Below are 26,512 nucleotides of genomic sequence, written 5' to 3' on the forward strand. Positions count from 1 at the left end.
CAATGGATTAAATTAATTAGACTTTGTCGTGTTCCATAATACTGGGCCATGGAACCACTCAAAACCTTCAACGTTTGTGCGTATAGCGGCAACTCCATCATAATCGCCAAATTTAATAGCAGGCAAGTAACTCCAGGATTCACCTTGCAGCTTCCCGAATATCTCTTTAGCCGCTTCATCGGAAGGAGCAACCATTAATTGGTCTAATAGTTTATCAATTTCCGGGCTATTCGACCAACCCGTATACTTAGTCCTTGAATCTAAAAAGTTAATTTGCGTTGGGTCAGTGACTGGGTTGTATCCCATTGGCATAAGGTCATAAAATTTATCATCTTCTCTAACTTCCATTAACGTTGCCCAGTCATATACCTCTAATTTAGACTTAACCCCAATCTTTTTGAGATTTTCCTGAATAACAACGCCAATTTGATATTGGTCCTCGTAATCTCTTGTTGTTAATATTGTTAGTTCTTCTCCATTATACCCAGCTTCTTTAAACAATTTTTTGGCCGCTTCCGGATCATATTCGTCATACTTGTCTTTCCCCTGTTCACTATACCAGCTTACAAATTCCTTTGATAACAATCCATGTTCCTGAGTATAAAACTTTTCATCCGTGAAAGCCGCCATCATTACTTCTTTTTTGTCCACTGCCAGATTTAACGCTTGTCGGGCTTTTTCATTAGAAAATATCCCATTTCACTTGTTATATACCACGGTGCTAAATCCTTCCGGATGGGTAATTGCTTTTAGGTTTCCATCACTCTCTATTGCAGGAACATTATCGTAAGGAATTTGAAGCGCTACGTCATACTCACCCGTTTGAATTCCAGCGGTCCTTGTTGATGCATCCGGAACCATGTGGAAATTTAACTCATCAACCATTGGCTCTTTTTTACCAACCAATCCATCAGGTTCACTACGCGGTGATTGATAATCTTCATTTTTTACAAGCTTAATATATTGATCCTGTTTCCATTCATCAAGCTTGAACGGGCCTGTTCCAATGTACTCCTTCACCCCGGCTTTTGGTGCATTTTCAATTACTTCTTTTGGCATAATAGCTGCGAAGTTTATATTAGTGGATAATATATACTTGGCGATTGTAAATGGCTTATCCATTTTTAAAACAACTGTATAATCATCTTCTTTTACGAATTCAGAGTTGGAAAAGTATGTGTTTGCCTTGCCATTTAATACTCTCCAGCGTTCCATAGAAGCTACTACATCGTCCGCCGTCATTTCTTTCCCATTGTGGAATTTAATGCCCTTTCTTAATTTGAAAGTGATGCTTTTAAGATCTTCACTTGATTCAAATGACTCTGCAAGTAATGGTGCAGCTTCGTTCCTTTCGTTAAAGGCCAAAAGTGTTTCAAAAATATTACGTCCAATATCAGTTGTAGCTACAGACACAGTAACGTGCGGATCCAAAGTAGGCGGTTGTGCCATATAAGCGATATTCAACGTGCCGCCTTTTTCACCGCTATTTCCGCTTTTTCCTGCATCGTCAGATGACGAACCACACCCAACTAACAAAAAGACTATCAAAAAAGATATAAGTACTTTTTTCATGATGTTTCCCCCGTTGTATTTTTTCTTTTACAATTACATTACAATGTTAGTTCGGTAATTGTATCTATTTCCTCAAACTCTCCTTCCTGACCTATACGCAATAATGCCCTCCTTTTTGATAAATTGATAATAATGGAGAAAATTGTTTCCATTTTCCGATGTTCTGGAGCATTTTCATTTTGAAAATGATTAATAGAACTTGGTTTATTAAACGTATCTGACAGCCATCTCTCAAATGTTTTTTCATTGATCGGTTCCTTAGCGGCAATGCCTTCTTTTATGAGTTGGTCAGCTCTTTTCTTTCTAAGGATTGAGTCTTCGAACCTGAGGTCATTCAGATCTTTTAATTTGCTTTTAAGAGAACTGGAACAAATATGGTTTGTATGGGCCAGCCAGCCATCATCTCCACCTACATAATCAATGCTGTAAGGAGAGACCTCGGGATTAACTGCCATCCCGTTCCCATCGCCATCATCATACCCAATTAAAAAGCTGGCAGAGGCTGCCATTTGCCCGTTTGCAACTTTTGAAATTGCCTCAGCTTGGGAATATGAGTTTAGGACAGCCCTAGTCCCAAGATGAATCGGGATTTCGTTTGTCTTCTTATCGGTGATCAAAGCGTTAAAACATAGGCCGACCCCAGCTGAATTGTAACCAATTTTCCCTATGATGCCCCCTTCGGTCACCATCGTAATGCGTGGTTTGGATTTAGCTTGTATATCAAGTAATAACAAACTGTTTTTTTGTGAGGCAGTCCAATCCCAAGTTTGACCTATGATCGTGTCATTAATAATGGGACTGGTAATAGCTATGGTCGTACAACCATCTGAAAAAATGTTCCCTTTATTAGTCAGGGCTATTTCACTTCGGGCGTTTAATGTCAAAATATCTTCAAAATCTACTCCCGCCCCATTAGCAACCCCTTCCATTTCTTCGACCATCTGCAAGTCATATTTTTCAATTGCATTTAAGTGAAGTAAAGCGTACTCTTTGGCTTCGGACCAACTAATTTTCTTAAAACCGTAAAATAACCTTTCATATGTTTCAAGACTATTTATCACTTCTTGTTTTCCTTTGCTCCCGTGTTCAAATCCAATTTCCTTTGCAGATCCCTGTAGATGTAACTTCTTAATCATAAGCCGTATTCCTCTCTCTTTATTTTAACCTACCCCTTAAAAGAATTAAGTGTATAAGTGACAAGCAACCTGATGGCTATTTGCTCCTTGAGTTATCGACGGAACCTCAGATTTACAGCGATCCATGGCATGTGGACATCGAGTGTGGAAAACACAGCCTGACGGCAGATTTGTCGGAGACGGCACATCTCCTTTAATAACAATCCTTTCTTTTTTTCTATGAGGATTGGCAATCGGGATTGCAGACAGCAAGGCCTGGGTATAAGGGTGCATTGGATTTTTAAAGAGTTCATCAGTTGGTGCCAATTCTACGATACTGCCCAAATACATCACTCCGATTCGATCGGAAATATGACGAACAACACTCAGATCATGGGCGATAAATAAATAAGCTTGTTCAAATTCCTCCTGTAATTCTTGCAACAAATTAATAACCTGGGATTGGATAGAAACATCCAAAGCAGAGACTGGTTCATCACATATAATGACTTTTGGGGTAACAGCCAGTGCCCGTGCAAGACCAATCCGTTGTCTTTGCCCCCCTGAAAACTCATGAGGATACCGATAATATTGATCTCTGCGTAATCCGACTTTGTTTAATAGGTCCATGGCTTTTTCCATTCTTTCAGCCTTTGTACCGATACCTTGAATCTTCATGGGCTCCTCAATGCTATAGCCAATTCTTTTTTTAGGGTTCAGCGAAGAATGTGGATCTTGAAAAATCATTTGCATTTCTTTTCTAACTGGCATAAATGCCTTTTCTTTTAATTTAAAGATGTCTTTCCCCTTGTATAATGCAGTGCCGGAAGTAGGCTCTGTCAATCGTAAAATCGTTCTGCCTGTAGTACTTTTGCCACATCCCGATTCCCCGACAAGCCCTAATGTTTCTTTTTCGTATAAATCAAACGTTACATTATTGACCGCTTTGACATGGCCCGTTACTTTACCAAGCGGATTAGTGATTGGGAAATGTTTCTGTAGGTTTTTTACCTGCAGGAGAGGTTCTTGTTTCTCATATTGTTGCTGCATTGTGTTCATAACCCTCCTTTTTTAAAAGCTCATCTGCCTTCCAACATCTCACTTTTTGTCCATTACCTATTTCTTCTAGGACCGGTGCTTGGCTAGTACAATGATCGTCGGCAAATGCACATCTTGGTGCAAAACGACAACCTGTCGGAACAGCGGTTAAAGGAGGAACCACTCCTTCAATAACATGCAATTTTTCCGTCCGGTCTCCGTCAAGCTGCGGAATTGACTTCAGTAACCCCCTTGTATATGGATGGAGAGGACGGGAAAATAATGTCCCTACTTCTCCTTCTTCAATCACTTGCCCTAAATACATAACTACCACCCGCTGACAAACTTCAGCTACAACACCAAGGTCGTGGGTGATCATAATTACTCCCATTTCCAGCTCTGATTTCAATTCATCAATCAGGTCTAAAATTTGAGCTTGAATCGTTACATCGAGAGCAGTGGTAGGCTCATCTGCAATAAGTACTTTGGGTCTGCAGGCTAAGGCCATGGCGATTAACACTCTTTGGCGCATTCCCCCGGATATTTCATGAGGATATTCATTGATCCTTTTTTCCGGTGCAGGTATGCCAGTAAGCCTCAACATTTCTTCAGCTTTTTTAAATGCCTCAGCTTTACTGACTTTTTGATGGATAACAATCACTTCAGCTATTTGGTCCCCGATTGTTTGCACGGGGTTCAAAGAAGTCATAGGGTCCTGAAAAACCATGGAAATCTTATTTCCACGGATATCCCGCATGTCGGCTTTGCTAAGTTGCAGTAAGTTCTTTCCTTCGAAAAGAACTTCACCTTCGTACTTTGTCGTCTTTTCATCTAGTAATCTCATAATTGATTCAGAGGTTACGCTTTTTCCACAACCAGACTCTCCTACAACTCCAATAGTTTCCCCTTTGTTTACTCCAAAAGTGACATCATCAACTGCCGTGACAGGCCCTTCTTCAGTAGCAAAGGTCGTTTTTAAATGGTTAACTTCTAAAAGTGGCTGACTGGACATCTTTAACCTCCTCAAATATGATTCTATGCCTGTCCATTCATTATTTTTTTGCTTTATTCGACTGAGGATCAATCAAATCTCGTATACCGTCTCCAAGCAGGTTGGAACCTAAAACAGCCAGTAAAAGAAACATGCCAGGAAATACAGTCATCCACCAAGCTGTCTGAATGACACTTTTACCGTCATATAAAATGTTGCCCCAACTTGGTTCAGGGACCGGTATACCCGTGCCTAAGAAGCTTAACGAGGCTTCTATAATCATCGAAACTGAAAATACATAAGTGATTTGTACAATCAGTGGCGTAAGAACATTCGGTGCAATATGCGACCAGATAATTTTCCATGAACTTGCCCCCTGTGCTCTTGCCGCCTCTATATAGGTCTGCTCTTTTACTACTAGAGCAGCCGAGCGGACAATCCGAGCCACACCGGGCGTTTCGACAATGACAATTGCTATGACTACATTGATTGGTTTAGGCCCCATAACAGCCATAATAGCGATAGCTAACAGAATGGAAGGAAAAGCCATTAACCCATCTGCAATTCTCATTAAAATATGGTCCAAAATTCGGTAAAAAGATGAATACATTCCGATCAGCAGCCCCAGGAAGCCTGTAATGATGGCTACTGAGAGACCAACAGCCAAGGAGACTCTGGCCCCGTAAACGACACGGCTGAATATATCCCTTCCGAAGTTATCAGTGCCAAACCAATGTGTTGCGTTTGGCGGCTTCAAACGATTTACAGCCTCCAAATCATAAGGAGTAAATTGGGTAATAAGCGGAGCTGCAAGCGCCAACAAAGTAATCAGGAAAATAATTACGCCGCCGACCACAACCATTTTATTCGCCCAAACCCGCCTTAAAAATAAAGCACGTCTTTCTTTTGCAATTTCTCGTTTTTGCCCTATTACATCCGTTCCCACAACTTTTCTGGTTTCCGCAAGCATTTCCTCACCACCTATTTTTTATTTAGTCTGACCCTCGGATCTACGACTCCATATAATAAGTCAACTATAAGATTAATGAATACGTAGGTTCCGGCAATTAAAAGTACGGTTCCTTGAATTAAAACATAATCTCTTCGTTGGATCGCATTGACAATTAATTGTCCTATTCCCGGTATATTAAAAACCGCCTCGGTGACTACTGCGCCAGCCACTAAGGTGCCAAAAGCCTGACCAACAACAGTTAAGATAGGAATCAACGCATTTCTAAAAGCGTGTTTATATATGATCACTCTTTCTTTCAGACCTTTTGCATGGGCTGTTTTAATATAATTCATGCTTAATATATCCAGCATGGATGACCTGGTCATACGAGCAATCAATGCCGCCTGAATGGCTCCAAGGGTGACGGCCGGCATGATAAGAAACTTCAAGTGATTCCACAAGCCTGCACTCAATGGCTGATAACCGGCAGCAGGCAGCCAATGCAGCTCTACTGCGAATAATAGAATCAGCAGAAGGCCAAGCAAAAAACTAGGTATGGAGATTCCAAGTAAGGCAAAAACCATGAAGAACTGATCTACTGCCGTTCCTCTTTTCGTAGCTGCAATAATCCCAAATGGGATAGCGATTACAATTGAGATGATTTGAGCCAGTATGGCCAATGATAAAGTTGGGCCCAAATGACTTGTAAATGCTGTCAAAACCGGCATGTCCAAATAAAGAGAATCCCCTAAATCGCCCACAAATATTCCACTGAACCAACTAAAAAATTGCTGATACAACGGTAAATCCAAGCCCAGTTCTGTACGCAACGCTTTTATATCTTCCGGCAGTGCATCCGGCCCTAGTATAATTGATGCCGGATCACCAGGTGTCAGGTGTATCAAGAAAAAGACCACAATGGCAACTACTAACATGACTGGTATGATAGATAGCAATCTTTGTAAAATATATACTCTCAATCTAATTCTCCTTCCTCTTATTTTATGATAGCTGTTTTGAAAAACACCCAATGATAGCCCTTTCATATTTTTAGCTTTCATGAATTCCTTCGTTATTTTTATTATAAGAAAAGTCCCAACAATAATATTGCATTATTGTTGGGACTTTTTTAACTTTGTTGACATCCTTGGACGATTGCGGAGGACCTCAATAACTATTGCAGCTATCACTAATATACTAATAAGCAATCCAAAAAAGGCATAAATGACAAGAAGGCTGAAATGCTGAAAAACAGCTATTGTTATGAAGACTGAAAGCAAAATCAGGACAAAAGAAGCATTAAATATTTTATTTCTTTTTGCTCCTTTATCAGTTGAGGGAAGCGTATCAATTAATATTACGAGTGTAACGAAATAAAGGATCAAACAAAAAATTTTAAAAACCACTGAGGGAGAAAGCTTTTCTATTAACAATATAAATAATTCATTCGCATGGGAAGCATGCAGATTTTGTGTAATGGCAACAATATTCATCGTTGCAAAGGCTAGTATAAAAGCACAAAAGATAAACACTGCAATGAGCAATTTACCGATTCCTTTTTTAACATTTGGGTTGGTATAATTGACAATTGCCTCTCCTTGAAGCAACAACTTTGAAAAGAAAATAAAAAAAGCGCCTAACAATAAAAGCCATAGGTGTTTTGAATCGTGATTCAAAACATGAGGCTGATAGTACAAAAGATTGTGATATAAAGACTCAAGCCCTTTTTGCAAATAGATATAAGTAGGAAGGATGATAGCTAGCCCACTAATTAAGACAAATCTTGAATCTTTTATACTTAAATGCAGTTTTTCCCCTTTTGGCAAGTAGATAGCACAAACCAATAAAATGATAGAAGTAGGGATAACCGAGATGTAAATATTCATTTGAAATAGGGTGTGAAAAATTAATCCACATACAAAAAGATGGAGAACATAAATTTCCAGGAATCTTATTGCCAATATAACTTGCCCTAAGATAGGGCTTTTCTTTATCCCGAGCGAGTATAAAGCTATGAACTTTTGTAATGCAAAGGAAGCCACAAAGGCCAATATAAAGGCACAAACTATAATTAAACTGGAAAATACACCAAAACGAATAACGACTTCCCCAATGATAAATATCATACTGATTGATAACCAGCTTGATATTAAATAAGTAATATTTAAAGGCTTTAATGGTTTCATCATGGGCTTAAACTACTTTCTTGTTCCGATATTCTTTTGGTGTGCAGCTAACAATTTTTTTAAAAGCATTACTGAAATAATGCTGGCTATTAAAACCGCATTCCTCTGCTACACGGAGAATCGTCCAATTTTTATTTTGAATCAGCAGCTTCTTTGCATTTTCAATACGGTAGTGCAGCAAATAATCAGAGAAGTTTACACCGACCTCTTCCCTGAAGAGCCGGCTTAAGTAGCTGATATTAATATGAAGATTTTCCGCAATAGAAGCCAACTTTAAAGGCTCCTTATAATGTTTCTTAACTAGTTTAATGACCTCACTTATAACCTCTGAGTAACGATCATGTTCTGGATGGGCTTGTAAAAAATTTTGCAAAGCACCAATCAATTCTTTTTCAATCACCGGTTTGACAAGGTAATCCAATACCTTTAAGTGTATCGACTTTTTTGCATAGTCAAAGTTTTGAAAAGCCGATATAATGATGATCTCCATATTTGGCATTAACGCCTTTAGTTTTGTTGCAACCTCCAATCCATTCATACCCGGAAGTTTAATATCCATGAGTGCCAGCTGAAAAGAACCTCTGCCAAGCATCCCCTCTGCTAATCCAATCGCTTCTGACGCATACAAAGCTTTATAAATGTTCCATGTAGGATAATGCAAGTGGACCATAAACTCTAACTGCTCCAATTCTATTGGCTCATCATCCAGAATGAGAATGTTCATTGTATTTTCCACCTCCAAGTTCGACCCTTTCAAAAACCTTAGGAAATGACACAATTACTCGTCCGCCTCGTTTTTCCTGTTGACCATCCAATGAAAAATCCATATCCGCCTCCTCTCCAAACAAAAGATGCAGTCGTTTAGAAACGTTATTTAAACCAATTCCTATTCCACTTTCTTCCTCTAATGGGTTAAAGGCAAAACCGGGTCCATTATCTTCAACAATGATAGATAGCCGGTGCTTGGTTGATTGTATGATTATACGAACTATTCCCGGGCCTTCAAGATTCTCTATTCCATGTTTAAATGCATTTTCAACTAGTGTTTGTAGCAGGTATGGGACAATCAATATTTCCTCAATTCCATCTTCCACATCCCACTCTACACGAAGCCGCCCCCCAAAACGAAGCTGTTGTATAGCCAAAAAATGATTTGTATACTCAATTTCCTCTTTTAAGGTATAGAGTGTTTTTTCTTGATCATATTTCGATCGTAAATATAAAACCATATGTTCAAACGTTTCTTCCAAACGGTCATATTTTTTTAGACGTATTAAACCGAACATGGAATTTAAGGCATTAAATAAAAAATGAGGCTGGATCTGTTGATTAAGCCTGACATACTTTGTCGTTTCCAATTCTTTTTCCAATAAAACCTTTGAATTTTCTACCTCTAACAAATATATTTGTTTCTCGAATGCATTAAAAATAATTAAAATTAGGACTCCAATCACCGGGCACAAAATACTTATTAAGATAAATAGGAAAAAGTTCTCGTATGAAACCATGCATCTCACCGCTGTTAATAGAATTTGAATTATCATACTAAAAATCCAGGCTTTTGGCTAGATCATTCGAAAAAGGAAAAACAGCCCCATGGGCTGTTCTTCCTTTTAACTTATGAGTGGTTTAACTTGTCATCTTCTCGGCTTCATCCACCCCAAGATCCGTAATATCCCTCTTAAAGACCTTGGACATGATGAACATATAGATGACCCCGATAACAACCCATACGATACCTCCGATGAACGCATCGGCATGCAAGTGCGCCCATAAAACACCAGTAAAAGCTGCACCCAGCGTAGGCATGACGATGTATGAGATTATTTGTTTTGGAGTCTGGTACTGTTTCTTTTTAAAAACAAAGTATGCAATAACAGATAAGTTAACAAATGTGAACGCTATCAAAGCACCAAAGTTAATGACCGCTGACACCAGCTCAAGGCTTGGCCCCATTGCAAGCAAGCTGACGAGGCCAACGAAAATGACGTTGAAAAGCGGTGTTCTGAATTTCGGATGCACGTATCCAAAAAGCTTTTTAGGCAAGACGCCATTTCTCCCCATCACAAACAGCAATCTGGAAACACTGGAGTGTGAAGCCAGTCCGGATGCGATCGTTGCCGCGAATGCTCCGGATAGGAAGATCAACTGGAAGACGACGCCGCCGACATACAATGCAATTTCAGGAAGTGTGTCATCCACAACATTAAATACCGAAACATCAGGGAATAATGTTTGTGCAAAGTATGCACCGACAAAGAATACAGCTCCCCCGATAAGAACGGTGAAAGCGATTGCTTTCGGCATTACATTGATATCCTTTGCCTCTTCCGTGTACATTGTGATCGCATCAAAGCCGATGAATGAGAAACATACAACAGTTGCTCCGGTTAACACGGCGGTTATATGCATATTCGCCTGGAACAACGGCTGAATCGTTAACAGGGTTCCTGTACCCATTCCTTTATAAAGCTGGATTGCTCCAAGTACCACGAAAGCTGCCATCAAAGCCATAGTAAATACGACTAGAATAATGTTCACACCTGACGTTGACTTCATACTGAACGCGTTGATGGCTGTTACAAAGGCGACATAGATGAGCACCCATATCCATGCGGAGGCGTCAGGAAACAGAGATTCCATATACAGTCTGATAATGACTGCGTTTACAAGCGGGAGAAGCAAATAGTCCAGCAATGAAGCCCAGCCGACCAAAAATCCCAGCCGGGGTCCCATCGTCTCCCTTGTATATGTGTAAGCAGATCCGGCACTTGGAAAAACCTTTACCATTTTTCCATAACTGATTGCCGTAAAAAGCATAACGATTAAACCTACGATATATGCCAAGGGGACAAGCCCGCCTGTTTGCTTGGAAACGATTCCAAAAGTGTCAAATACAACCGTGGGTGTCATGTAACCCAAACCTAAAGCAACGATTGCCCATAATCCAAGGGATCTTTTCAATGATGTGTTTGTCCCCATGTAACAGCCTCCTCTATTTCCGTTTGCATTTAGCTTATTTTACTCATTTCAAAAGTACTATGTTGAGAAAAGGGGATAATTTTCGGATTAACCCGTGTCAATCCGAAAATATCAATCTATCATTATTTATTAAACGGTTACATCGGCTTGTAATCCGGATTTTTCCACTCCATTAAAGTTGCATATTTCAATGATTCTGCATCTGTCGGCAAATAGTTTGGCATAATCGCCCTAAATTCAAATCCGTTCTTCAATTGAAACGTCATGACTGGATCATAGATTTCTCCATTTACGACCTTCTGTGCATATTGCTCTGGAGTCAATTCATTTGCGTGTTTATGATAGTTTGGAATACGGCCTCCAAAAAGGATGCTTTCCAGGTTAAATTCTTGTGCAATGGCTCTTCTCGCCTGGTATAAACGTTTCCCGATCTTCAGGCCCCTGTAATCCGGGTGAACAACCACCTCTGTTCCATAAAGGTTTTTCCCTTTCGGATTATGGTTCTTTATATATCCGCTGTCTGAAATTTCGTCAAAGTCGTGATTTACTCCATAATCCTCAAAGTTGACAATGACACTTGAACACGAACCTACGATATTTCCATCCTCATGCTCTATAACCACCTGGCCTTCAGGAAAAATTTCAATCTGACTGGCCAAATGTTCAGGCTTAAATGGGATTGCAGGATCTCCAAAACCGATGGCTGCCATCTCATTTACTTTATAGATGTCATCTAAGGTCATTAATCTTGCTCCTGCTGCTTCTATAGCTTTAAGAAACTGCGTTCTCATAGACAGCCCCTCCTTCTTTTAATGGGATTGTGCGTAAAAAGATTTACGCACAATCCGTAATCTTTAATTTTCGTAAATAGAAACAAATTTCTCTTCCAAATACTCTTCCAGACCGAACTTTCCGCCCTCTTTGCCCATTCCGCTCTCTTTGATTCCGCCGAATGGAGCCTGAATGACGATTGGAGCCGGATCGTTGATTCCAATGATTCCAAACTCTAGTTCTCTCATCATTCTCATGCCGCGGCCGAGATTTTTTGTATAGCAGTACGCAGCAAGGCCGTACAGTGTATTATTTGCTTTTTCAACGACTTCCTCTTCACTTTCAAAAGTGAACACAGGTGCAATCGGGCCAAATGTTTCTTCGGTAGCGATCACCATGTCTTCCGTCGCATTCAAGATGACAGTAGGCTCAAAGAAGTAGCCATCGCCTTTTTCATAGTTATATACATTACCGCCAGATACGACTTCGGCGTTGTGTTTCACGGCATCTTCCACTTGGTTTTTCATTGTCTCCAGCGCTTTTTCATTGATTAGGGGACCGACGTCCGTCCCTTCTTCCAAGCCGTCGCCGATTTTCAATTCTGCCGTACGTTTTGCAAGCTTTTCCGCAAATTCTTTGGCAATGCTTTTATGTGCATACACACGGTTCGTGCTGATGCATGTCTGGCCGGAGTTTTTGAATTTGGAAAGCATGACACCTTCAACCGCAAGGTCGATATCCGCATCTTCAAAAACGATGTAAGGAGCATGTCCGCCCAATTCCATCGATACTTTTTTCATTGTATCCGCTGAGTCGCGAACGAGCTTTTTACCGATGAAAGTAGATCCAGTGAAAGTAAGCTTGCGTACATCCGGGCTTGAAGTCAATTCTCTTCCAATTTCCTCAGCAGGACCGATGACAAGGTTTACAACTCCCTTGGGAAGCCCGGCTTCATGGAAACACTCGAACACTTTAATAGCAGATAGCGGTGTTTGCAATGCAGGCTTAAGAACAATTGTACAGCCCGCTGCAAGCGCAGGTGCGATTTTCCTTGTGATCATGGAAAGCGGGAAGTTCCATGGTGTGATGGCACCGCATACTCCGACCGGCTGTTTGATCACCATCAGGCTTTTGTCTTGATGGGAAGCAGGCAGCACTTCACCGTAGATTCTTTTTGCTTCTTCCGCATACCAATCAAGATAGCTGATTGCGCTGTATACTTCTCTTTTGGCATCCGGAAGCGGTTTCCCATTTTCCAACGTGATGATCTGTGCAAGCTCGTCCACTCTTTCTTTCATCAGCTTGACCGCTTTGAAAAGATAGGCGCTTCTTTCATTGCCTGTAGATTTTTTCCAAGTCTTAAAAGCTTCTTTAGCAGCTGCAATGGCCGCTTTCGTTTCTTCTGCCCCGCAAACCGAAATCGTATCAATGACTTTCAGCGTCGCCGGGTTTATGACTTGCTCTTTTCGGTCCGATTCATGCCATTCTCCATTAATGTAGTACATGGTAGATCTCCCTTCATTCCGATTTTCGATCGCTTATTAGTAAAATATTGTCCTTCATAATTCTTGCAATAATCATGCCAGCATGGCATTGCCATGTCCATCCGTTAAAACGCCTTAATGAAAGGTTAAAGCCCTTTCATTCTAACAATATTTTATTCTTTTCGCAATACCGTTATGCAAAAATGAATAGACTTTTGCATTTAAGGCTGTTTAATAAAGTTTAGCGGATTCCAACATCTTCCCTTTCCCGTCTTTTATTGACAATTTTTTGGTATTTCCTGCTGACGGAGGATTGGCTGATCCCAAGCGCCGCTGCCGCTCTTGTCGTCGTTTTATATAAATTCATCGCTTGCGTTATAAGCTGTTCTTCCACAGCTTCAAAAGCTTCCTGCAAAGGCATGATGTTCGTAATAATCGGCTTCACCTTAGTCATCGGCTCATTCAATTTCAAAACTTGCCCGACGACGCTTGCATCGATCATTTCGTCGTCAGCCGTCACTATCAAGCGTTCGACAATATTCTGCAGCTCCCGGATATTTCCCGGCCAGGTGTATGCTTCCAATAGATTAAGAGCATCAGGTGTCAAATGGTAACTGCTGTCGTGCTGCTCATTAAATTGCTTCAAGAAATGAAAAGCAATCAGCGGAATATCCTCATGCCTTTCCCTTAATGGCGGAACATGAATGGGAATAACATTCAATCGGTAGAATAAATCTTCGCGGAACGACCCTTCCGCCACCATCTCCCTTAAATTCGTGTTTGTAGCCGCTATTATTTGCACATCAACCGGGAAAGTTTGAGTGCTTCCGATAGGTGCCACCTCCCTTTCCTGGAGGACGCGAAGAAGCTTCACCTGGAGCCTGAGGGGCAGTTCTCCAATCTCATCAAGAAACAATACCCCCTGATCAGCCTGTTTGAAGTAACCGTCTTTACCGCCGGGATCCGCCCCAGTGAAGGCACCTTTCACGTAGCCAAAAAGTTCGCTTTCAAGGAGCGCTTCGGGAATTGCCCCGCAATTCACTTTTAAAAACGGCCGGTCTTTTCGCCCTCCCAATTGATGAATGGCATGGGCGATCACTTCTTTCCCCACACCGGATTCCCCTTGGATCAGTACAGTGGAAGAAAATTTGGCCACCTTATGAACCTGCCCCATAATATCTTCCATCTTTTGGCTGCGATAAATCAGTTTCCGGCTTAATTGTTCCTGCATTTTCATCTCATCAAGCTCCTGCTTATACTGTGCGGAAATCTTCTTCATTTCGCGGAGCTCGTCACGAAGACGGGTCGCTTCTGTAATATCGCGCGAAGCTACAATGATCCTTTCAATGTCTCCATTTTCATCAAAAACCGGATTGCCGACAGCCAGAACCTTTTTGCCTTCAGGGGTTTCCTGCACCACAGAAACTTTTTTCTTTTTCTCTATGACAAGACGAGTCACCGAAGGCATGAACCGTCCCTGCTTTTCAAGTTCTATAATATTTTTCCCGACCAGTTCTTTCAGGTCTGCGCCCCAAAACTCCGGAATGGCGTTTTCACTGTAGCGGAGCAATTCCCCTTTCGGATTTACTACAAGGATTTCATCATAAATGCTGGACAGGATGGCATTCAGATCCTTGTTCAAGTTTTTGACTGATTCAAGTTCCATGGCCATCTGTTCGACCATCGGAAGGTCCTGAACAATGATAATGATCCCTTCCACATTCTTTTCGTCATTGACAATCGGGCTGTAATCGACAAGAATCCCCGATTCGTTTGTGACCTGTATCTGGTTTAAAACCGTCTCACCCGTCTGAAAAACATGCTTCAAATGACCGGCATCAAATATAGTTTCAGCAGGATAATTCAAAACTTCCCCCGCTTTGAACCGCGTCATTTCCAAGGCTGATTCGTTACAGTCTACAATCACCCCGTGATTGTCAATTATGAATATCCCCATCGGAATGGACATAAGAAGAACTTTCAATATATTGGCATCTTCATTTTCCTGCCTGAAAAGCTCGACGATCAAATCCTCGCGAAGCACGTACCCCGTGATTGAACCGCTTTCATTTTTAATTAAAGACAATTCCTTTCCAAGCACCTGGAAGATTGAAGAAAAAGACAGGTTTTCGGACAATGTGCTCAACTCTGTAACCGGGAGGGCATACCGCCTGATTTGTTCGAGCTCCAGCTCCCCGCCTTCTCGCTCACTCATAGGAAGATCTTTTAAATAAATATAGGAAGTAACCTTTCCGCCTTCCTCCAAAAAAATAAACCGGTTCTTTTTGTCAGACAAAAGGGCACGCCATTCTTGCTGAGGCTGATCAACAGAAAGCTTGACGATTGATTGAATAATATCTTTTGATATTAAAAACACGACATCCTCCCCTTTGCGCTTTTGTCATTTTCTGTCGGTTCTCTTCCCTCATTATAACAGAAAAATTTCATTCAGTTATGTATTTTTTCATTTTTTATTCACAAATGAATTATCAAGGTATTCGTTGCATAATCTTTACCATTTAAACAAACTAAGAAAAGCGCAAGCGCCCGTTTAGCGACGTACAAACTGGAGCACTCCGCAATGAGATAAAGGAAACACGGCGACGAAGGCAGGCTCAAGCAGCGACGTCCTGTCGCTTCGCCTGCACTAGCACATCCTGTGCGTCGGAGCCGATGTTGACTTATCGTAGTGGAGGAGTGCGAAGTTTGCTAGTCGCTGGGCGCTGAAGCTGGATATAGCACAATAATTTTATACGAATATCTTTGAAAAAATTTTTGCTTTCTTTCCTTTTCAAAAAATCAACTCAACCATTCGTTACATTATTCAATCCCGAATAATTTATGCAAAAAATCATAAGTTTCTCCCTTCTTTGTAAGGCTTTTCCTTATCGATTTAATTACACCGGGTAAGAAACTTTTGGCACATAACTTGCATCAATATTAACTAAGTTTCGTCGACGCACAATTTTCAGACTAAACTGACAGCAACTAAGACTAAAGGAGTGGTATTATTTTGAGTGAACTCATGGTGAAATTAAACAATGTGGTCAAAAGCTTCGATGACAACGTTGTGGTAAAAAATATTAACATGGATATAAAGACTGGGGAGTTTCTCACCCTTTTGGGACCTTCAGGGTGCGGAAAAACTACAACTCTTCGCATGATTGCAGGATTTGAACAGCCGACTGACGGAGAAGTCATTATAGACGGAAAAGATGTCAGCAATATTCCCCCGCATAAGAGGGATGTTAACACGGTTTTCCAAAGTTACGCCCTGTTCCCTCATATGAATGTTTCTGATAATGTCGCTTTTGGTCTTAAAATGAAGAAAGTAAACAAGGATGACATTAAACGCCGTGTTTTGGAAGCGCTTAAACTGGTCCAGCTTGAAAGCTTTGCCGAGCGCAAGCCCGATCAGCTCAGCGGAGGGCAAAAACAGCGTGTCGCTATCGCCCGCGCCCTGGTCAACAGCCCAAAAGTTTTGCTTCTCGACGAGCCGCTGGGAGCGTTGGACTTAAAACTCCGTAAGCAGATGCAGGTTGAATTGAAACATTTGCAGCAGAAGCTGGGCATCACCTTCATTTATGTAACACACGATCAAGAGGAAGCCCTCACCATGTCTGACCGCATTGCTGTCATGAATGGCGGAATTATCGAACAGCTTGGAACGCCGGATGAAATATACGAACGTCCCGCATCACGCTTCGTTGCAGATTTTATTGGTGAGACAAACTTGTTTGAAGGCAAGGTTATCGAGCTGGACGAACAGCATGCTTATTTCGACCTTTCCGGACACAAAGTACCAATCATTCCTGCAAACCCGGTATCATTGGATGAAAAGGTTTCAATGGCCATCCGTCCGGAGAGAGTGCACCTGCACAACGAAATGAATGGAGCCGGCTTCGCCATTCCAGGGAAAGTCGTCGAACATATTTATGTAGGGTCCGTCATCAAAACGGTCGTTTCCCTTCCCGGCGGATATCAAGTCACTGTCAACGACACCCCGGAAGTTGCCCATTCATTCACTGTCGATCAAGATGTGTATGTAAACTGGGAACCTGACAAGGCGGTGATCATTGCATGATGGACACAAACGTTGCGCCAGCAGATAAAACGCCTGTCGTTTCCAAGAAAAGGAGACGTCAGAGCGGCAGATTGTTCGGAATGGCATGGACACTCTCACCTGTTACATTTTGGCTTGTACTGTTTTTTATATTCCCGCTTCTTTTCATTTTGCTGATCAGTTTTGCCACAAGGGGTTTGTATGGCGGAGTGGAGTACAGTTTTACGATAGAAAACTATACCCGTTTTTTTGACCCCCTTTATTTGAAGATCTTATGGGATTCACTTGTCATAGCCGGTTTTACAACGATCTTATGCCTTATCTTTGGGTACCCTTTCGCTTATATCATCGCAAGGTCGCCAAAGAAATACCGGGCATTTTTGCTCATGCTCGTCATGGTCCCTTTCTGGACAAATTCACTTGTCAGAACGTATGCATGGATTGTTCTTTTGCGTACAGAAGGGGTTATTAATATAGTCCTAATGAAAATAGGCCTTATTTCCGAGCCTCTTGCCATGCTGTACAACCACGGGGCTGTGATGGTCGGATTGACGTACACGCTATTTCCGTTCATGGTATTGCCGCTGTATGCTTCAATCGAACAATTGGATAAGTCACTGCTGGAGGCTTCCAGCGATTTAGGGGCGAAACCTTGGCAAACGTTTACAAGGATCACTTTGCCGCTCACAATGCCTGGAGTTGTTGCCGGCGCGCTGCTTACATTCATCCCCACCCTCGGGCTGTTCTTCATCCCGGATTTAATGGGAGGTTCCAAATCACTTTTGATTGGAAACTTGATTAAAAATCAGTTCCTGACAGCTAGAGATTGGCCGTTCGGCTCAGCAGCATCCATGATATTGATGGTGCTGACATTAATCTTTATCCTCATCTATTTAAGGATCGGCGGCAATAAAAAAGGACTCGAGGTGTTGTAGATGAATCTTCGATTGAAAAGCTTGCCATCGATTCTGTATGCATTGTTCATTTACGGATTTTTGTATGTCCCGATTATCATCTTGATCGTATTTTCTTTTAACAAGTCAAGACTGAATGCCGTGTGGACCGGCTTTACATTTGAGTGGTATGGAAAGCTGATGCAAAACAGCGACATCCTGGCAGCAGCCAAAAACAGTTTGACAGTCGCTTTCGTCTCGACCATTGTTGCCACAATGATCGGTACACTTGCTGCCGTCGGAATGTACCGCTTCCACTTCCGCGGCAAAACCGCGCTTGATGGGATGCTGTATCTTCCAATCGTCATTCCGGAAATCGTCATGGGGATTTCTTTGCTGGCCTTTTTCGCGCTCGTTAACGTTCCTCTTGGAATTACGACATTGGTTATTGCCCATATTACTTTTTGTATTCCGTTTGTCGTCGTTATTGTCAGGGCGAGGCTGGAAGGTTTTGATCCATCAATGGAAGAAGCCGCAAGGGACCTTGGCGCCAATGAATGGCACACATTCACAAAGGTGACGCTGCCTATCATCGGCCCGGGTATCATGGCTGGAGCGCTTTTGTCTTTCACCCTGTCGATTGATGATGTGATCATCAGCTTCTTTGTCGCCGGCCCAAGCAGTACAACTTTGCCTTTGAAAATTTTCTCGATGGTGAAGTTCGGCGTATCGCCTGAGATCAATGCACTTTCCACATTGATGCTTGTGATTACCCTGTCAATTGCAGTATTTGCCCAACTCAGACTAAACAAATAAATAAAAAAGCCGATTCAATATAATATAGCCGGTACTTTAGAACTACCGGCTATTAAGGCAAAAAGAATTTCCAAAAATAAAAAGGGGGTAAATATTTTGAAATTTTTAAGAAGAACCGGCAAATGTGCCTTCCTTTTCGTTATGGCATTGATCGTCGGGACTCTCGTATCCGGATGCGGAAAAAGCAGTACATCAGGAGGGGAGGACGGATCAAAGGACGGCGGGGATGGAAAAGCTTCGGGCGAACTGAATTTATTTATCTGGTCTGAGTACATGCCTGATAAGATACTCAAACAGTTTGAAGAAGAAACCGGAATAAAAGTCAATTACAATGTTTATTCATCCAACGAAGAAATGCTGGCCAAAATCAGTGCCGGAGCAGCAGGTTATGATCTTTCGGTGGCAAGTGATTACATGGTTGAAATAATGAAGAAACAAAACCTGCTTGAAGAGGTGGATAAGGAAAACATCACTCGGCTTGATAATCTGGATCCTGAATTCTTGAATCCAGACTATGATCCGGGCAATGAATATTCCATCCCTTATATGTGGGGAAATGTAGTGATTGCCATCAATGAAGATAAAGTTGATAAAGAGGTCACCAGCTTTGAAGATTTATGGGATCTCGAGTTTAAAAACTCCCTTGTTGTGCTCGACGACCAAAGAATTCTGATCGGTATCGGCAATAAGCTTCAAGGTGAGTCGATGAATTCAACTGATACCAAAGTCATTCAAAAATCGAAAGACCTGTTAATGGATTTACTGCCAAACATCAAGGCGTATGATAGTGACAGCCCGAAAACGATGCTGGTTAACGGCGAAGCCAAAGCCGGAATTGTCTGGGGCGCAGAGGCCTATTTGGCAGAAAAAGAAAACCCATCCATTAAAACTGTACTGCCTGATGAAGGAACAAATATTTGGATCGACAACTTTGTCATACCTACTGGTGCGCCAAACAAAAAGAATGCTGAGGCCTTCATTGACTTTATTTTAAAACCCGAGGTCAGTGCGGAAATTATCGAAGACTTCCCGTACGCCAATCCAAACCTGGCGGCGCATGAACTGATTGACGATGATATCATGACACATCCTGCCGTCTATTCCAACGAAGAATTCTTGGAGAAGAGCGAAGTTTTCAAAGACATCGAGGACGCCATCCTGGAATATGACCGCGTTTGGTCTGAAATCAAGCAATAAGAAAAGCGCAAGGCGCCTGGAGCTGGACAATAAGAAAAATCGGTGAAGCGATCCAATTATACGACCGCGCCTGGCCGGAGGCGAAAGGATCACAATAGCTTTTACATAGAGGAGGCTCCCTCCTCTATATTTTTACATACAATTAATAGAATATTTAACCACATCCAAATAATCTATTTTTTTATTCTTGAAAGGAGTCGGCAAATGACAAAAATAGAATATAAGCGATTTGCAAGGCCATTTGTTTTTTTATTACTGATCAGTGCTGTTTTAGCGGGCTGCGGCGGAAAAAGTCCCCCAGGAGCGGAAGAGGCCTCGGGAGGAGCAGACGGCGAAGAGGATCAAATCACAGGAGAATTGAATTTATTTAACTGGTCTGAGTACATGCCGGATAGTGTAATTGAGAAGTTTGAGAAAGAGTATGGAGTAAAAGTGAATTACAGCGTATATTCATCGAACGATGAAATGCTGGCAAAAATCAACGCGGGTGCCTCGGTTTATGATATTGCCGTGGGAACAGATTATATGGTTGAAATCATGCGGAATGAGGACCTGCTTGAACCGATTAATCTTGATAACATCACTAATTTGAACAACATTGATGATCAGTTCTTGGACAAGTCATTCGATCCGGGAAATGGATATTCTGTCCCTTATATGTGGGGAGGCGCTTTTATCGCCTACAATAAAGATACTGTGGATACCGAGATTACGAGCTACAAAGATTTATGGGAGCCGGAATTCAAAAATTCACTTGTCGTATTGGACGACCAGCGGATCATGATGGGCATCGCCAATAAAATGCAAGGAGAATCCATGAGTTCGACCGACCCGAAAGTCATTGAAAAGTCCAAGGAGCTTCTCATCGATTTGCTGCCCAATATTAAAGCTTTTGACAGTGACTCGCAAAAAACGATGCTTCTTAATGGTGAGGCCAAAGCCGGAATTGTCTGGGGTGCCGAGGCTTATCTTGCCTACAGCGAAAATCCTTCAATCGAAACCGTGCTGCCGGAAGAAGGTATATACCTGGGAATCGACTGCTTCATCATTCCTAAAGGGGCTCCAAACAAACGCACGGCAGAAGCCTTTATCGATTTCGTACTGCGACCGGAAATCAGCGCTGAAATAACAGAGGATTTCCCATACTCCAATCCCAACAAAGCAGCACATGAGCTGATTGCTGACGAAATCATGAAGCACCCGGCTGTCAATCCGCCTGAAGAAGAGCTGGCAAAAGGAGAATTTTTAAAGGATCTGGGCGAAGCCGTCCTGGACTACGACAGGGCCTGGTCTGAGATAAAACAGTAAATACGTTGAAAATCCTAAAGGAAGATAAGCTGTCCTTTAGGATTTTTTGTGGCCGTAAATACAATAAAGAATCCAGTTTGAATAAAGATCCATCAAAGTGAATTCTTTTCTAAGAATTTCACCTGTTTGCTGATAATCATACGTTTGATCAGTTCAAATGTCTGCAATATAGAAAGGCTGCCGATCTTTAACCAAACGTTTGATTATGAACGTGGATGTTTATGACTCAAGATGCAAAAAAGGATTTTTCCACTCCATCAAAGCCGCATAATTGCATGATTCTTCATCTTCTATATAATTCGGCAAAACCTGGACCGGGGTGCGCCCGCAGTGCAGCAAAAAAGTTACAACGGGGTCTTTGATATCCCCTTCCATGACATGATTCAAATATTCCTGGGCAGTCATTTCCTGTTGATACTTATGGTAAAAGGGCATCCGGGCGCCGCCAAGCAGCCGTTCCAGCCCCTCATGCACAACCACTTCATACATCGACTGCATCAGCCATTTGCCGAGGCCCAGCTTGCGATAGGCGGGCTTGACGCATATATCTACAATATAAATGGCGTTTCCGTTCGGGTCATGGTTACGGATATATCCGTCGTCCGTAACCTCCGACCACGTATGCTCGGGCCGGCCAGGATCGAAGTCGATCATCAGCCCGGTAATAGAACCAGCTATCTCCCCCTTAATCTCCACGCATAAAGCGCCTTCCGGGAACCTTTCGACATGCTCTTTCAACTGTTTCTCGTTCCACCAAAGATCTGGCGGAAAAGGCGGGGGAAAGCTTTCCTTCTGCACGTCGATCAGTTCCTGAAAGTCATCTTTTGTATAATTCCTAATAACAGCTTCAACCGGTCTGTCTCCATCAAAAACATACCATTTTTTATACAACCGAAAAGCCCCCTTAAGAAACATTTTCATCAAAGCTTAACTCAGGCGGTTTTTTCTTAAACATTTTTGTTAAATAGGCCAGGTACAGAGCTCCAATAACAAACCAGCTGATACCCAGTATAAATGCATCTCGACTTAGGCTTGTCCATAACCAGACACATAGGATGATTCCAATCATGGGAATGACCAAATAAAGAAAGGAATCTTTCGTGGACCGTTGTTTATTTTTAAAGAAGTAATGGGCAATGACAGATATGTGAACAATCGTAAAAGCTGCAAGAGCACCAAAACTGATAAATGAGGCAACTGTATCAAGCGAAAACACCAAGGATGACAGGGCCAACAGGCTCACGATGACTGTGCTGTATACCGGCGTCCTGAACTTCGGCGAAATATAACCAAAAACCTTCTTTGGAAGGATCGTATCCCTTCCCATGGCGAACAGGAGCCTGGATACACTGGCATGGGAACTGGTCGCTGAAGCGAAAGCACCTAACACGAAACCGGCAAGAAACATAGCTTTAAACATGTTCCCTCCAATAAAGATAGCAATCTGCAGCGGTGCGGAATCCGGGTCTTTAAACGACATATAATCCGGATAAACCATTTGCCCGATATAAGAAACAATAATGAATAGAGTTCCTCCGATAATCGTTACTAGAAAAATAGCTTTTGGGATGTTTCTTTTTGCATCAACGGTCTCTTCCGATAATGTTGTAACCGCATCAAACCCCAAGAAGGACAGACACAAAATGGCTGCTCCGGCAAAAACTAAAGAGATTGAACCTTCAGGATTGAAGAAAGGCAATGTTGAAAATAACGTCCCCGTTCCTCCCCCGTTTAAAATCGTTTTGACAGAAAGGATTAAGAAAAAGGCAATCACAATAACTTGAAAAGCGATTAAAAAGAAGTTAACATTCGTGACTACTTTTATTCCCCTGATATTGATAAACGTTACAATCAAAATGGCCAAAATAATCCAAACCCAATTAGGAACTGAAGGAAATTCCGCGTTTAAATAGATTCCAAGAACCAGGTAATTGATCATAGGAAGGAATAAGTAATCTAACAACAATATCCATCCTGTAAAAAAGCCGACATGGGAATTGAGCGATTTTTGCGCATAGGTATAGGCAGATCCGGTATACGGAAACGCTTTTACCATCCTGCCGTAGCTGTATGCAGTGAACAGCATCGTCAATAAGGTGACAATATACGCTGCCGGCAACATCCCCATCGTAAGCTGTGATACGATGCCATATGTTGTAAAAACAGTCATCGGAACCATATAAGCCAATCCGAACAGTACGACAGGAAGCAAGGTAAGTACCTGTTTAAATTCAGTTTCAGCCTTCATTAAGTATCCCCCTTATATTATAATTCTTCATCTTTATAAACGACTTTTCCATCCATCACGGTGAGCTTCACTTTCGCTTCCAGCAATTGCTCTGGGTCAACGGCAAACAAATCCCGGTCCATCACAATCACATCCGCCAGCTTTCCGTTTTCCAATGTTCCTAGCTTGTCCTCCATGAAATTGCCGAAAGCAGGGCCGGCGGTATAATGCCTCAAAGCTTCTTCCAACGGAATTTTTTCTTTTGGATTCCAGCCATCTTCCGGCTCTCCATCGTTAAACCGGCGTGTAACAGCACGGTAAATTTCCAGCATCGGATTCAGCTCGACGACAGGAAAGTCACTTCCAAACGCCATGGCCGCCCCGGATTCAGCCAGGGTTTTAATCGGCCACGTATACGGATCCCGCTCTTGCCCCATGCGTGTAAGATATACATTGTCCTGATATTTTTCGGTAATCGCCATATGCTCAGGCTGCATGGAAGCCACAACGCCAAGCTGTTGGAAACGCCGGATATCATCCGGATGAATCATTTCAATATGCTCGATTGTATGCCGGGAGTCCCGCTTTCCGTTTTGCTCTTCGGCCTTTTCATACAGGTCCAATCCAAGACGGACAGCACCGTCTCCGCATGCATGCAGCCGAGCACGGAAACCTTCACGGTCAGCCTCGGTAATCCATTGCTCCAATAGTGCAGGTGGCAGGAATGCCTCTCCTTTTTCTGACGGATTGTCGGAATATGGCTCGACCATTAAAGCTGTATATGTTGTAGCAACACCGTCCAGAAATTGCTTTAACCCTGAAAACCTCAATACATCTGACTGGTACTCCTCCCGCAGCCCTCTTGCCCGGGACAAATCCCCGTTTAGCGGGCTGAGAAAAAAGGTTCTGACGGTCAGTTTATCGTCCTGTTCAAATTTCCGGTAAAGAGAGAGATCCCCTACTTCAAAACCCGGAAGAGGCAGCATATCACTTACAGATGTAATGCCCAGCCGATTCGCTTTTGCTAAAAAACGTTCCATCAATTCAACTGCCTTCTTTTCCGGGATTTTAAATGCCTGATCAGCGGCAAGCCTCATCGCTGTTTCCAATAAAATCCCCGTTGGCTTTCCGTCTTCCCCCTTCATAATCATTCCGAATGGCGGATTTTCTGTATTTTCATCAATTCCCGACATTTCCAGCGCTTTGCTGTTGAGCCATGCCCCATGGCATTCGGCATTTAGTAAAAACACGGGGCGGTCCGGTATCAATTCATCCAGAATGGTCCGGTCAGGCATATCTTTTTTATCCCAAAAAATATGGTACCAGCTAAAGCCGAGAATCCATTCATCGTCAGGACGGCTGTCAGCAAAATCTTTCACCTTTTTGGCTGTTTCCTCCGCTGAACGGGCATCTGCGAGATTCACGTAATCTTCAAAAAGGCATCCAAGTGTCAAATGGATATGAAAATCGTGAAAGCCGGGCATGATCGTTTGATTATCAAACTTGTAAACTCGTGTCTCATTGCCTATATATTGCGTCATGCTGTCTTCCTTACATACTTCGATAATCTTTCTATCCTTGATGGCTATACCGCCTTCCATCATCTCCTTGCCGGTAAAAATACGTTTTCCCTGGATGATCATATCTGCTTTGACCAATCGAATTTTCCTCCTTGAAACCCAATTTCCTTTATAGTGATAACGCTTTCGTTTGATAGGACGCAATATTATTAACACAGCTCACAACAAAGATTAATTATTGTTTTACTTCGGACCAGACACGGTCATAAACTTGAAGGGCTTCCCCCACATCAATCGCATGGGCTGCTTTTGGATGATCGATACCCTCTCCAACTGTCATCTCAATCTCTGCACGGACATCATCCGGCAATAATTTCACTGCTTCCTCATTTGGATCCACATATGGGTGCTCCAGGACAATTTCTTTGCTTACTTCAGGGTCATAAATGAAATTAATGAACTTTTCTGCATTCTCTTTGTTCTTTGCCCCCTTTGGAATCACGAAATTATCTTGCCAAAGACTGAGGAAGTCTTCAGGAATGATGGCTTTGAGATCAGGATTTTCTCTCATCGCAAGCGCTGCTTCAGCCCCGTAAACGACTCCGGCTTTCACTTCATTACTGATTAAAAGGTTCTTGGCATTGTCACTGTCGTATACTTTAATATTCGGTTTCAGCTTTTTAAGCTCCTCGCCTGCAGCTACTATTTCTTCTTCTTTTGTAGTGTTTGGATCATAGCCGAGCATGCTCAGCATGGCGCTCAACATTGTGCGCGGATCATCGAGAATAACGAGGCTGTCTTTAAATTCAGGATCGAACAAATCCCTGTATGTTTTCACTTCTTTGTCAACAAGCTTCTCATTGACAACAATGATCTCCGTTCCCGACATATAAGGAAGCGAATATTCGTCATTTTTATCGAAGTCCCAGCCTAAATAATCTTCACCGATGTATTTAAGGTTGGGGATATTATCTTTATCGATTTTTTCCAATTTATCCTGTTTGATCAGCGGTTCAACGAAATAAGTGGATGGCACGGCAAGGTCGAATTCTCCGCCGCTGACATTCAGCTTCGCGATCATTTCTTCATTGGAAGAAATTTCGCTGTAATTCACCTTTATCCCAGTTTCTTCTTCGAATTGCTTGATTAAGTGTTCAGGCAAATACTCAGACCAGTTCATGATGTTGACAACCTCTTTCTTCGAGCCTCCCGTACTGCTCCCGCATCCCGCCAAAACAACCCCCAGCATCATGACAGCGGTTACAAAAACCACTGATGGCTTAAAAAGCTTTTTCATTATCAAACTCCCCCTGATTTTTTATTTAATCCTGTATTTGGAATAAAAGACCGAGTCAAAGCTCGGCCCAAGGATCAGCAACGCTGCAACGCGTAATCTC

The 26,512-nt window shown here is 42.2% G+C and carries 21 protein-coding genes and 1 pseudogene; 5 read left to right on the plus strand and 17 right to left on the minus strand.

Going from position 1 to position 26,512, the window contains the following annotated elements; translation table 11 throughout:
* Positions 1 to 12: 12 nt before the first annotated feature.
* From FS666_RS19660 to FS666_RS03260, 13 genes and pseudogenes are all read right to left on the minus strand, one after another.
* A pseudogene (locus FS666_RS19660) lies at positions 13 to 1,572 on the minus strand (ABC transporter substrate-binding protein).
* A gap of 38 nt (positions 1,573 to 1,610) precedes the next feature.
* On the minus strand, positions 1,611 to 2,708 hold the full coding sequence (locus FS666_RS03205; RefSeq protein ID WP_144460526.1) for a C45 family autoproteolytic acyltransferase/hydrolase: 1,098 nt from the start codon (positions 2,706 to 2,708) through the stop codon (positions 1,611 to 1,613).
* A gap of 45 nt (positions 2,709 to 2,753) precedes the next feature.
* Positions 2,754 to 3,737: an ABC transporter ATP-binding protein gene (locus FS666_RS03210; protein WP_144460524.1), complete on the minus strand. Its 984-nt coding sequence runs from the start codon at positions 3,735 to 3,737 to the stop codon at positions 2,754 to 2,756.
* On the minus strand, positions 3,721 to 4,737 hold the full coding sequence (locus tag FS666_RS03215; protein ID WP_144460522.1) for an ABC transporter ATP-binding protein: 1,017 nt from the start codon (positions 4,735 to 4,737) through the stop codon (positions 3,721 to 3,723). The genes FS666_RS03210 and FS666_RS03215 overlap by 17 nt, the downstream gene beginning before the upstream one ends.
* Positions 4,738 to 4,777: 40 nt before the next feature.
* On the minus strand, positions 4,778 to 5,686 hold the full coding sequence (locus FS666_RS03220) for an ABC transporter permease (RefSeq protein ID WP_144460520.1): 909 nt from the start codon (positions 5,684 to 5,686) through the stop codon (positions 4,778 to 4,780).
* A gap of 11 nt (positions 5,687 to 5,697) precedes the next feature.
* Complete coding sequence (locus tag FS666_RS03225; RefSeq protein WP_144460518.1) at positions 5,698 to 6,648, minus strand: ABC transporter permease; 951 nt, start codon at positions 6,646 to 6,648, stop codon at positions 5,698 to 5,700.
* A 132-nt stretch (positions 6,649 to 6,780) separates the two neighbouring features.
* Entirely contained in the window at positions 6,781 to 7,857 is a 1,077-nt protein-coding gene (locus FS666_RS03230; protein ID WP_144460516.1) for a hypothetical protein, read from the minus strand.
* A gap of 4 nt (positions 7,858 to 7,861) precedes the next feature.
* Positions 7,862 to 8,578, minus strand: a complete 717-nt coding sequence (locus tag FS666_RS03235) for a response regulator transcription factor (protein ID WP_144460514.1) — start codon at positions 8,576 to 8,578, stop codon at positions 7,862 to 7,864.
* On the minus strand, positions 8,556 to 9,362 hold the full coding sequence (locus FS666_RS03240; protein ID WP_144460512.1) for a sensor histidine kinase: 807 nt from the start codon (positions 9,360 to 9,362) through the stop codon (positions 8,556 to 8,558). Before FS666_RS03240 ends, FS666_RS03235 begins: the two co-directional genes overlap by 23 nt.
* Before the next feature lie 121 nt (positions 9,363 to 9,483).
* On the minus strand, positions 9,484 to 10,836 hold the full coding sequence (locus FS666_RS03245) for an APC family permease (RefSeq protein WP_144460510.1): 1,353 nt from the start codon (positions 10,834 to 10,836) through the stop codon (positions 9,484 to 9,486).
* A gap of 137 nt (positions 10,837 to 10,973) precedes the next feature.
* On the minus strand, positions 10,974 to 11,627 hold the full coding sequence (locus FS666_RS03250; protein ID WP_144460508.1) for a GNAT family N-acetyltransferase: 654 nt from the start codon (positions 11,625 to 11,627) through the stop codon (positions 10,974 to 10,976).
* A gap of 63 nt (positions 11,628 to 11,690) precedes the next feature.
* On the minus strand, positions 11,691 to 13,112 hold the full coding sequence (locus FS666_RS03255) for an NAD-dependent succinate-semialdehyde dehydrogenase (protein WP_144460507.1): 1,422 nt from the start codon (positions 13,110 to 13,112) through the stop codon (positions 11,691 to 11,693).
* Between the two features lie 220 nt (positions 13,113 to 13,332).
* Positions 13,333 to 15,468 carry a sigma 54-interacting transcriptional regulator gene (locus FS666_RS03260; protein WP_144460505.1) on the minus strand — a complete coding sequence of 712 codons (2,136 nt, stop codon included), beginning with the start codon at positions 15,466 to 15,468 and terminating at the stop codon, positions 13,333 to 13,335.
* Between the two features lie 636 nt (positions 15,469 to 16,104).
* Between FS666_RS03260 and potA the strand changes: the two genes are divergently transcribed.
* The 5 genes from potA to FS666_RS03285 all read left to right on the plus strand — a co-directional run bounded on the left by potA (position 16,105) and on the right by FS666_RS03285 (position 21,368).
* The gene (gene potA, locus FS666_RS03265; RefSeq protein WP_144460503.1) at positions 16,105 to 17,175 is read left to right on the plus strand and encodes a spermidine/putrescine ABC transporter ATP-binding protein PotA; all 1,071 of its coding nucleotides are present in this window, start codon (positions 16,105 to 16,107) and stop codon (positions 17,173 to 17,175) included.
* An 80-nt stretch (positions 17,176 to 17,255) separates the two neighbouring features.
* The gene (locus FS666_RS03270; RefSeq protein ID WP_164876395.1) at positions 17,256 to 18,089 is read left to right on the plus strand and encodes an ABC transporter permease; all 834 of its coding nucleotides are present in this window, start codon (positions 17,256 to 17,258) and stop codon (positions 18,087 to 18,089) included.
* Complete coding sequence (gene potC, locus FS666_RS03275) at positions 18,090 to 18,863, plus strand: spermidine/putrescine ABC transporter permease PotC (RefSeq protein WP_144460501.1); 774 nt, start codon at positions 18,090 to 18,092, stop codon at positions 18,861 to 18,863. It begins immediately after the preceding gene.
* Between the two features lie 96 nt (positions 18,864 to 18,959).
* Positions 18,960 to 20,060 carry an ABC transporter substrate-binding protein gene (locus FS666_RS03280; RefSeq protein ID WP_244943830.1) on the plus strand — a complete coding sequence of 367 codons (1,101 nt, stop codon included), beginning with the start codon at positions 18,960 to 18,962 and terminating at the stop codon, positions 20,058 to 20,060.
* 204 nt (positions 20,061 to 20,264) lie between these two features.
* Entirely contained in the window at positions 20,265 to 21,368 is a 1,104-nt protein-coding gene (locus FS666_RS03285) for an ABC transporter substrate-binding protein (RefSeq protein ID WP_144460499.1), read from the plus strand.
* Positions 21,369 to 21,587: 219 nt separating this feature from the next.
* On the opposite strand, the gene FS666_RS03290 is transcribed toward FS666_RS03285, so the two are convergent.
* The 4 genes from FS666_RS03290 to FS666_RS03305 form a co-directional block, all read right to left on the minus strand.
* Positions 21,588 to 22,259 (minus strand): GNAT family N-acetyltransferase, encoded by a 672-nt coding sequence (locus FS666_RS03290; RefSeq protein WP_144460497.1) that lies wholly within the window; start codon positions 22,257 to 22,259, stop codon positions 21,588 to 21,590.
* A 13-nt stretch (positions 22,260 to 22,272) separates the two neighbouring features.
* On the minus strand, positions 22,273 to 23,616 hold the full coding sequence (locus FS666_RS03295) for an APC family permease (protein ID WP_144460495.1): 1,344 nt from the start codon (positions 23,614 to 23,616) through the stop codon (positions 22,273 to 22,275).
* A gap of 17 nt (positions 23,617 to 23,633) precedes the next feature.
* Complete coding sequence (locus tag FS666_RS03300; protein WP_144460493.1) at positions 23,634 to 25,253, minus strand: amidohydrolase; 1,620 nt, start codon at positions 25,251 to 25,253, stop codon at positions 23,634 to 23,636.
* A 97-nt stretch (positions 25,254 to 25,350) separates the two neighbouring features.
* Positions 25,351 to 26,412 (minus strand): ABC transporter substrate-binding protein, encoded by a 1,062-nt coding sequence (locus tag FS666_RS03305; RefSeq protein WP_144460491.1) that lies wholly within the window; start codon positions 26,410 to 26,412, stop codon positions 25,351 to 25,353.
* Positions 26,413 to 26,512: the final 100 nt, after the last annotated feature.

The sequence above is a fragment of the Siminovitchia fortis genome, from assembly GCF_007681465.1.
Classification (GTDB): domain Bacteria; phylum Bacillota; class Bacilli; order Bacillales; family Bacillaceae_C; genus Siminovitchia; species Siminovitchia fortis.

Excerpts from the sequence above, each read along its gene's own strand:
- FS666_RS03230 (WP_144460516.1), bottom strand. The coding sequence starts at position 7,857 with ATGATGAAACCATTAAAGCCTTTAAATATTACTTATTTAATATCAAGC.
- FS666_RS03235 (WP_144460514.1), bottom strand. The coding sequence starts at position 8,578 with ATGAACATTCTCATTCTGGATGATGAGCCAATAGAATTGGAGCAGTTA.
- FS666_RS03250 (WP_144460508.1), bottom strand. The coding sequence starts at position 11,627 with ATGAGAACGCAGTTTCTTAAAGCTATAGAAGCAGCAGGAGCAAGATTA.
- FS666_RS03255 (WP_144460507.1), bottom strand. The coding sequence starts at position 13,112 with ATGTACTACATTAATGGAGAATGGCATGAATCGGACCGAAAAGAGCAA.
- FS666_RS03205 (WP_144460526.1), bottom strand. The coding sequence starts at position 2,708 with ATGATTAAGAAGTTACATCTACAGGGATCTGCAAAGGAAATTGGATTT.
- FS666_RS03285 (WP_144460499.1), top strand. The coding sequence starts at position 20,265 with ATGACAAAAATAGAATATAAGCGATTTGCAAGGCCATTTGTTTTTTTA.
- FS666_RS03220 (WP_144460520.1), bottom strand. The coding sequence starts at position 5,686 with ATGCTTGCGGAAACCAGAAAAGTTGTGGGAACGGATGTAATAGGGCAA.
- FS666_RS03270 (WP_164876395.1), top strand. The coding sequence starts at position 17,256 with ATGGCATGGACACTCTCACCTGTTACATTTTGGCTTGTACTGTTTTTT.
- FS666_RS03215 (WP_144460522.1), bottom strand. The coding sequence starts at position 4,737 with ATGTCCAGTCAGCCACTTTTAGAAGTTAACCATTTAAAAACGACCTTT.
- FS666_RS03240 (WP_144460512.1), bottom strand. The coding sequence starts at position 9,362 with ATGGTTTCATACGAGAACTTTTTCCTATTTATCTTAATAAGTATTTTG.
- potC (WP_144460501.1), top strand. The coding sequence starts at position 18,090 with ATGAATCTTCGATTGAAAAGCTTGCCATCGATTCTGTATGCATTGTTC.
- FS666_RS03245 (WP_144460510.1), bottom strand. The coding sequence starts at position 10,836 with ATGGGGACAAACACATCATTGAAAAGATCCCTTGGATTATGGGCAATC.
- FS666_RS03295 (WP_144460495.1), bottom strand. The coding sequence starts at position 23,616 with ATGAAGGCTGAAACTGAATTTAAACAGGTACTTACCTTGCTTCCTGTC.
- FS666_RS03210 (WP_144460524.1), bottom strand. The coding sequence starts at position 3,737 with ATGCAGCAACAATATGAGAAACAAGAACCTCTCCTGCAGGTAAAAAAC.
- FS666_RS03305 (WP_144460491.1), bottom strand. The coding sequence starts at position 26,412 with ATGAAAAAGCTTTTTAAGCCATCAGTGGTTTTTGTAACCGCTGTCATG.